This is a genomic window from Carboxydocella sporoproducens DSM 16521, assembly GCF_900167165.1.
In the GTDB taxonomy this organism is placed as follows: domain Bacteria; phylum Bacillota.
Window position 1 is genome coordinate 1 of the sequence record NZ_FUXM01000060.1, and the last position, 7,080, is coordinate 7,080.

Genomic DNA, 7,080 nt, shown 5'->3' on the forward strand with positions numbered 1-7,080 from the left:
TTTCTATACACCTTTTTCTGGGGTAAATTTATTTTTGACCTTTCGCTAATCCCTTGGATTGTCAGGATTTTCTGACAACGCAATTAGCTCTATTATTTCTTGACCCACCCCTCCAGTTCTATCATATACTCAGGACTGAAATTGAATCTCTTTCCAGCAACCAGGATCTTCTCCAGGTAGCCGGGACGGGGCTTACCAGAAATTAGGCAAAATACATCCGGCCTTCAAATTCATAAGCTAGTTTCTTCGCTTCATCAACAATCCCAAGTAAAATCGCTTGCAAATCATTGCCCTGTTCAATACACTCGTTGGCCCTCATACCAAGCCGTCTATAGAAGTAATACTTGTTTCCATAATCGATATAATCACCAAATATTTCACGTATCTCGTAAAACAGCTTACTGATCTTTCGTGCATGCCTTGAAACTACCAGTACTCTGGTTTTACTATTAACGCCGGACAAATCCACAACCAGGTTGTCTTCTGATACCCACTGCTGCAGTTCATCTGTGAGCTCTGGTGCAATTATTACATCCGCACCTTGCCAAAATTGACACCTAACATTCTGTAACGACCATTGTCCCTTCTGAATTTGGTCTTCCAGTTTGTAATAATGTCAGCATTAATAGCGAAATTCCTGTTTTGAAAAAAATTGATAAGTATGTCATATTCTTTTTTCCGCCTGTAGCGTCGTTTATATTCATCTAATGCAGTCTCTAAAGTTATTGACATGCTAATCCTCCTCAGTTTTATGAAGGTCTCTTTCCCTTAGTGGGTCCAATCCCAGAGTTCTGCCTGATTTCCAATCTTCTTTTGGATAGCCACAATCATGCTCTCCCGGTGTGGACAGGCAAAGCCAATGGGATTACCTCTGGTAATACAGGATGCCAGTACAATAGCCTCGGCCCCCCGTTTAACCAGCATTTCCGCCCGGGTTACACTCTTTTTCCCCGGACAACCCCCACAGCTGACAAAACCAATCACTTCGACGGGTTCATTACAGGTACTAAAAACTCCTTTGTTTTCTCTGGCAACAGCAAAATCAGTAGTCCCGGGACACATATCTTCCGTTTGCTGGCAACGAATAATTCCCACCTTCATCTTACCGCTACCCCCTGTTTAATATGATTGTTCAGCCTTTCCGGTAAATGCAAGCTGTTGTACGGGCAACTGGCTGTACAGATGGCACACTGGGTACAGTTCATCTGCTCAATGCCACTATTCAATGGTACTTTTGAAGGTTCAACTCCCATAGGGCAAACCCGATCACACGCACCACAACTGGTACATTTGCCCTCCTTTGCGATTTTAAACCGGGCAATTTGCAAGCGATCAAGGGTTTTCAGCAAAGTACCGGTGGGACAAATAGCACACCAGGATTTAGGACTATACCAGCCGACTACCAAAGCACCAATGGTAGGAACTAGGCAGAGTAGAAAGCCGGCAGCCAGCAAGCCCCTGGTAAAGCCAACATAAGTTACCCTGGAAATCAGAATAATGAAAACCAGGACACTGACCCAGTAGTAATTCATCCATTTGGGTACAGGTTTGTTTAAACTTACCTTGCTCAAAATTCTTTCCAGAAAAGCCGCCCGTGGACAGGCCCAGCCGCAAAAGGCCCGGGACCAGAAAAAAACACTAATGATCATCAATGGTAAGACAAAAAAAGGAATATAGGCTGCCCTGGGTGTTACGAAAAACAATACTCCATTCAAGGCGATGAAACCAAGGGCCAGAAACCACTGTATTTTGGCTCGCTTCGCCAGTATCTGTTTGATTTTTTCTTTCATGTTCTCATCTCCCCATCTTTTGCTTACTTTCATTTTAAAGTAAAATCATCTATAATAAAAATATATCTTTTCAATGTTATCAATTGATAATATCAATGACTATTTGTCATGTGTCAGGAGTGAGAGCATGAATTTAAATTATCTTAAAGTTTTTCATACCGTAGCCAAACACCAGGGGTTTACTAAAGCAGCGGAAGAATTGTTGATCAGTCAACCTACCATCTCTGTGCAAATAAAAAATCTGGAACAGGAGCTGGGCCTGGAATTATTCCAAAAACTCGGCCGTAAGGTCTATTTGACAGAGGCTGGTCGAACTCTATTTCATTACACCAGTAAAATTTTCAACCAGCTGGAAGAGGCTGAAAATGCCCTCAAGGACTTGAAAGGCCTGGGCAAAGGCCGCTTGCTAGTAGGAGCCAGTACCACCCCCGGCATTTATGTGCTGCCCCGGATTCTCGGCCAGTACCGCAAGCTCTATCCAGGTATAGAAGTAGTGCTGGAAATTAGCAACTCCCAGGAAATCGAGCAAAAACTGCTGCAACATGAGCTGGAAATCGCCTTCTGTGGCGGCGAAGTCATTGCTCATCCCCAAATCAAAGCTAAAACCATCACCTATGACGAACTGGTAATAGTTACAGCTATAGACCATCCCCTGGCCAGGGAAACTACAGTTGCCCTGGAACAAGTACTGGCCGAACCCTTTATTTTGCGGGAGCCGGGTTCCAGTACGCGGATTGCCCTGGAGCAACGTTTGCAACTGCTGGGCAAAAAAATCAAAGTCGCCATGCAATTCGGCAGCCTGGAGGCGATTAAACAGGCTGTAGCTGCCAACCTGGGTATTTCCCTCTTATCCCGGTTTGTAATTGATCAAGAAGTCTGTGCCGGCAGTTTGCAGGTGATCAAAATACCCGAACTCACCATTCGCCGGGAAATCAAGCTACTGCGGCACAAGGACAGTAAAATCTCCGCTCCGGTCCAGGCTTTTTTGCGCCTGGTTAATGAAAACCTGGTTCCTAAATGCAGCACATAAAAAAAGACGATCTTCCCTTCGCGGAATGTTACCGACGAGAAGAAAGATCGCCTAAGAAAACTAATTTGTCCCAGTTCCTCTACTTCTCTTGCATCATTTTAAAAATCAACTGCTGAGCATAAGGGCTGCTATCAAACACAACAAAGATGGGGCTGCCCTTTTTCGTTACTATTTTGCCGTAATATTCAACCATCCCTTTGTTGACCGGCTGCTGCTGCCTCATGAGGTAGGCCCGCTCATCCTCCAGGTTGCACCAGTTCAAGAGTACCTTTATCTTCTGCTTATCCTTCACTGCCACGGTCTCAGCAGAACCAGCTTTTTTCACAATTATTTCGGACACATCCTCCGGGTTCAGGAACAGTTCTTCCATATAACCGTGTTTCTCCAGAAAAGCTGTAAAGTTTTTGAAGTCCTCATAATAATTCAAATTATAGTAAACGTACTTACTCTCCCAGCTTGTCTTTGCGATAAATTCAAGCATCGCCAGGGTTGGCCGCTTGTTTTCCACGGCTGCTTCATAAGAGACATTTAACACATCCTTTTTCAGGGCCGCCAGAGCTTCGTCTATTTCCGCCCGTTTATAGATGCGGACACTTTTACCCAGATGATAGTTGCTTATATTTAGCTCGTCTATCTTTTTCACATCGGTTTTGAACAGGCGCCCGTAGATACTTCTCTTTGTTTCCTCAGAATTGAATATGGGGTAGAGAAACTCACGGTAGCGGTCCATGTCAATCATGTATGTCCGCTTAACCTTGCGGCCGCTGTCCAGAACATAAGTTATATCAGCTGTCATAACCCTTCTAGGCTCTTCTGGTCTGAAAGCACCGTCGGGTATCGGCCTGTTTAAAGATTTCTCCAGGTTCCGGTTCTCCTTTTCCAGCTTGATTATCTGCCGGTGGAGTTCACGCACCCGCCTGATGTTGTCCTGCCCTTTCAGACTTTCGACAGCCGGTACGCTATCCCTGTTCAGGCCGTTAAAGAACACTTCTTTTACCTCATCCTGTTCCGGGACATATTTTTGATAGCCATACAAGTCCAGTTTGACTGAAGCGAGAAGCACGATGAAGACAGCGCCGAAAACCACCATCCCCTTCCATCTCCTATAAAAGTGAAAGGACTTATAGGCGATCATGTCGGCGATGATATAACCCAGCACCCCGCCGATAAAATATCCCAGGTATAATGCTCCGGTGCTGCTTTCATTGAGTGCGCTAAAGTACAGGCCACCGGTCAGAGTCGCGCAGGTCGCCACTCCGTATATGAATACCCGGCGTATCCACCCGGCAGCCAGGGTTTCCCCGGCAGCCTCCACATGCCTTTTCCTGTAAAGGAAAAGGCTAATCAGACAGAACAACACGGCAGCTACCACATACCATATATATCCTGCCTGTGATTTAAACAGGAGCTGGTAATTCTGATAATCCAGGTATCTGACCAGAGGGGACAGCCACAGCACGGTGCTTTCATCAATGTCTCTCGGAAAACCGTATAACAACTTCCACAGGTTGAATTTTATCAGTAAATACAGTCCTAAAGGCAGGATCAGGCCAATAAAGGTTAATGCTCCCTGGAGCAGCACATTGCCGGTGAGCATGCCAACAAACACGGTAAATATATAGAACAATCCGGTCATTAATAAATTCAGGAACAACCAGAAAGCAAAAAGCTTACCGACGGAAACGGCATTGGCAAGATTGGCATCAACCGTCTCCATTAACGGGTCATATGCATAATGATTGGGCCACTGGACTTCCGTCACTCCAAAAACAGCCATAACTCCGTATAGCAACAGCCCGTTAATCAAGATCGGCAGCCAGATCAGGGTCAACCCCGCCAGGAGGTTTTGCCAGTAAAGGGACCACCGTTTAATGGGCAGGCTATGGAAAAAGGTGCTGGCCCGTTCATTTTGCAGGTAATAGAACAGTATCAACCCGAAAATCACCGCCACGGCTATGCTGGTAAGGTGCGCAACAGGGTGGAACAAGATTTGGGACTGGAAACTTTTACCGGCAACCTCGGCCCAGAGATTTCCCTGAATGGATTTTTCTCTGTTGAGCTCCATCCATAAAACCAGAGGCAGTTCTAGAAACAATGCCACGGCATAGAGGATGCCCAGCCATTTGAACCTCTTCACCGCGCTTTTAAACACAACCCATTTACTAGAGGATATTCCGGATGTCATAGCCAACCCCTCCCATCTCGTATACGAAGATTTCTTCAAAAGTTAACGGCAACACATCCAGCAGCAGGGGATTAAAAGCTTGCACCTGGGTTTTAATGGCCTGCTCATCTCCCCGCATAATCAACAGGTGAACACTACCTCTCTTTTCGTGGTACAAAATGTTTTCTGCCTTTAGCAATTCTTCCGGTGTCCCTTCCGAAAAAGCGATCTGAACCTTACTAATCCCTCGTTTTAAGGTGTCTAGCTCACTCTCTATGATTATTCTGCCGTCGTGAAGAATCCCCATATAGTCGCAGATATCCTCCAGTTCCCGCAGGTTATGGGAGGAAATGAGTATGCTCATTTCACGCTCAGCTACATCGGCCAGCAGCAATTTTTTGACCCTGCTGCGGATCATGGGGTCCAGCCCATCTAGAGGCTCATCCAGGATAAGCACCCGGGGCTTGACGGAGAGAGCCAGCCAGAAAGCGACCTGCCGCTTCATCCCTTTGGACAGCCTGGTTACCCGGCGTTTAACATCAATGCCAAAAACCTCCGTCAGTTCAGTAAACCTGTCTTCATCCCAGGTCGGATAAACCTGTCGGAAAAAATCCGCTGTCTCCCTGATCGAATACTGGCTAAAATAAAAGAGATCATCGGGGATAAAGATTATGTTCTCCTTTACCCGGTAGTTTTCGAAGACCTGCTGTCCCTCCACCAGGATGCTTCCTTGGTCCGGCCGGTAAATACCAGCAATTAGCTTGAGCAAGGTAGTCTTTCCGGCTCCATTGGCTCCCACCAGCCCGTAGATCGACCCTTTGTGCACATTCAGGTCCAGGCCTTTGAGCACCTCAAGTTTGCCAAACTTCTTGACCAGCTGTCTTACTTCAATCATGTACCCTTTCCCCCTTTTCTGGTTTTTTCAACAGTCTCCCGGATTTCCTCGGCGGGAACCCCCAGGTACAACAATTCGGCAATTACCTTTTTCAGTTGTTCCATAAGTTCTTCTCGACGCCGGCTGTTGTCAATTTTCTCTTTGGGCGTAACAAAACTCCCTTTCCCCGGGATGGAATAGATATAACCCTGGCGTTCCAGTTCCCGGTAAGCTTTTTGAATGGTGTTGGGATTGACAGTAAGCTCAAGGGCCAGTTCCCTGACTGAAGGGAGCTGCTCATCGCTCTTCAGGACGTTATGGACGATGAGCTCTTTGATTTTTTCCGTAAGCTGTTCATAAACCGGCATCCTGCTCCTGAAATCCAGTTGAAGCATCCTTATTCCCTTCCTTTCTCAGGCCCACTATCCGTATTAATACACATAATACAGCTAACTATATATTAGCACTATTTTTCCAGTTTGTAAATCGGGATTTTTTCTGGTTGCCTTTTTATCTCCCTAACTAATTTGGACACTGCGACTAATAGTTTAAAAAATGTTAGGAGGCGATATTAGTCATTAAGGATGCGCTGGAAACAGGAAATAATGCCATAATAGCAAGAAGGCATGAGCTGAATCCTAATATGGTCAGCCGCTGGCCAAGAGAATACAAACAAGGCAAACATCAATCTGTGTCAGTGGGTCATTCAACTATTAATGAAATTTATCCTGATTACAAGCAGCTTGCTAAGGAAAATGAGCAGCTAAAGAAACTTCTTGGTGAAAAAGACGGGAAATAGCTATTCTTCGTGATAAGGAAAATCAAACAGATGCTGCCAGAACTCTGAACAGGTATGAAAACTTGAGATTAGGAGTATGTGTCAAAATTAGGGAGCCAGCTCGCAAAACAATCGAGTAGAAGGGGGTGATTAACCCCCGTCCTCTCACACCACCGTACGTACCGTTCGGTATACGGCGGTTCACCAAGCTTGACGAATGCGATGATAACGTTCAGTTAAACTCTTCAAGCCCTGACTTTGCCAGTAGGCATTGTTCAGGGCGTTATTTAATTGTCGAGACATACGCCAGTAGCCTTTACGGGCATTAGCCATTATGTGGACTACTCGCTCCGGTAGGCCCAGGGCCCGCAGTTCACGGTATCGGGTTCGGACACGTTTCCATTGTTTCCAGACGCACATCCGTAGCCTTCGCCTTAGCCACCC

Annotated in this window: 7 protein-coding genes and 1 pseudogene; 2 read left to right on the forward strand and 6 right to left on the reverse strand. The window is 45.9% G+C overall.

Annotated elements, in window-relative coordinates; translation table 11 throughout:
- Positions 1–768: 768 nt before the first annotated feature.
- Both B5D20_RS13070 and B5D20_RS13075 read right to left on the reverse strand, forming a co-directional pair.
- The gene (locus B5D20_RS13070) at positions 769–1,101 is read right to left on the reverse strand and encodes a CGGC domain-containing protein (RefSeq protein ID WP_078666651.1); all 333 of its coding nucleotides are present in this window, start codon (positions 1,099–1,101) and stop codon (positions 769–771) included.
- A complete protein-coding gene (locus B5D20_RS13075) occupies positions 1,098–1,790 on the reverse strand; it encodes a 4Fe-4S binding protein (RefSeq protein ID WP_159071803.1) in 693 nt (230 codons plus the stop codon). The genes B5D20_RS13070 and B5D20_RS13075 overlap by 4 nt, the downstream gene beginning before the upstream one ends.
- Positions 1,791–1,917: 127 nt before the next feature.
- Here B5D20_RS13075 and B5D20_RS13080 point away from each other — a divergent pair, with 127 nt between their 5' ends.
- Positions 1,918–2,820, forward strand: a complete 903-nt coding sequence (locus tag B5D20_RS13080; protein WP_159071802.1) for a selenium metabolism-associated LysR family transcriptional regulator — start codon at positions 1,918–1,920, stop codon at positions 2,818–2,820.
- A 79-nt stretch (positions 2,821–2,899) separates the two neighbouring features.
- Here the strand turns inward: B5D20_RS13080 and B5D20_RS13945 are convergent, their stop codons facing one another.
- The 3 genes from B5D20_RS13945 to B5D20_RS13095 are packed head-to-tail and all read right to left on the reverse strand — an operon-like array spanning position 2,900 to position 6,253.
- Positions 2,900–5,005 (reverse strand): DUF6449 domain-containing protein, encoded by a 2,106-nt coding sequence (locus B5D20_RS13945; protein ID WP_078666654.1) that lies wholly within the window; start codon positions 5,003–5,005, stop codon positions 2,900–2,902.
- The gene (locus B5D20_RS13090; protein ID WP_078666655.1) at positions 4,983–5,879 is read right to left on the reverse strand and encodes an ABC transporter ATP-binding protein; all 897 of its coding nucleotides are present in this window, start codon (positions 5,877–5,879) and stop codon (positions 4,983–4,985) included. The genes B5D20_RS13945 and B5D20_RS13090 overlap by 23 nt, the downstream gene beginning before the upstream one ends.
- A complete protein-coding gene (locus B5D20_RS13095; RefSeq protein WP_078666656.1) occupies positions 5,876–6,253 on the reverse strand; it encodes a GntR family transcriptional regulator in 378 nt (125 codons plus the stop codon). Before B5D20_RS13095 ends, B5D20_RS13090 begins: the two co-directional genes overlap by 4 nt.
- Positions 6,254–6,447: 194 nt before the next feature.
- Here B5D20_RS13095 and B5D20_RS13100 point away from each other — a divergent pair, with 194 nt between their 5' ends.
- Positions 6,448–6,657 carry a transposase gene (locus B5D20_RS13100; RefSeq protein ID WP_278308391.1) on the forward strand — a complete coding sequence of 70 codons (210 nt, stop codon included), beginning with the start codon at positions 6,448–6,450 and terminating at the stop codon, positions 6,655–6,657.
- A 180-nt stretch (positions 6,658–6,837) separates the two neighbouring features.
- Here B5D20_RS13100 and B5D20_RS13105 read toward each other — a convergent pair.
- Positions 6,838–7,080: pseudogene (locus B5D20_RS13105) on the reverse strand (group II intron reverse transcriptase/maturase); the annotation flags it as partial.

Bases quoted from the DNA above. Each gene is read 5' to 3' on its own strand.
- B5D20_RS13095 (WP_078666656.1), bottom strand. From the start codon at position 6,253: ATGCTTCAACTGGATTTCAGGAGCAGGATGCCGGTTTATGAACAGCTT.
- B5D20_RS13090 (WP_078666655.1), bottom strand. From the start codon at position 5,879: ATGATTGAAGTAAGACAGCTGGTCAAGAAGTTTGGCAAACTTGAGGTG.
- B5D20_RS13070 (WP_078666651.1), bottom strand. From the start codon at position 1,101: ATGAAGGTGGGAATTATTCGTTGCCAGCAAACGGAAGATATGTGTCCC.
- B5D20_RS13080 (WP_159071802.1), top strand. From the start codon at position 1,918: ATGAATTTAAATTATCTTAAAGTTTTTCATACCGTAGCCAAACACCAG.
- B5D20_RS13945 (WP_078666654.1), bottom strand. From the start codon at position 5,005: ATGACATCCGGAATATCCTCTAGTAAATGGGTTGTGTTTAAAAGCGCG.
- B5D20_RS13075 (WP_159071803.1), bottom strand. From the start codon at position 1,790: ATGAAAGAAAAAATCAAACAGATACTGGCGAAGCGAGCCAAAATACAG.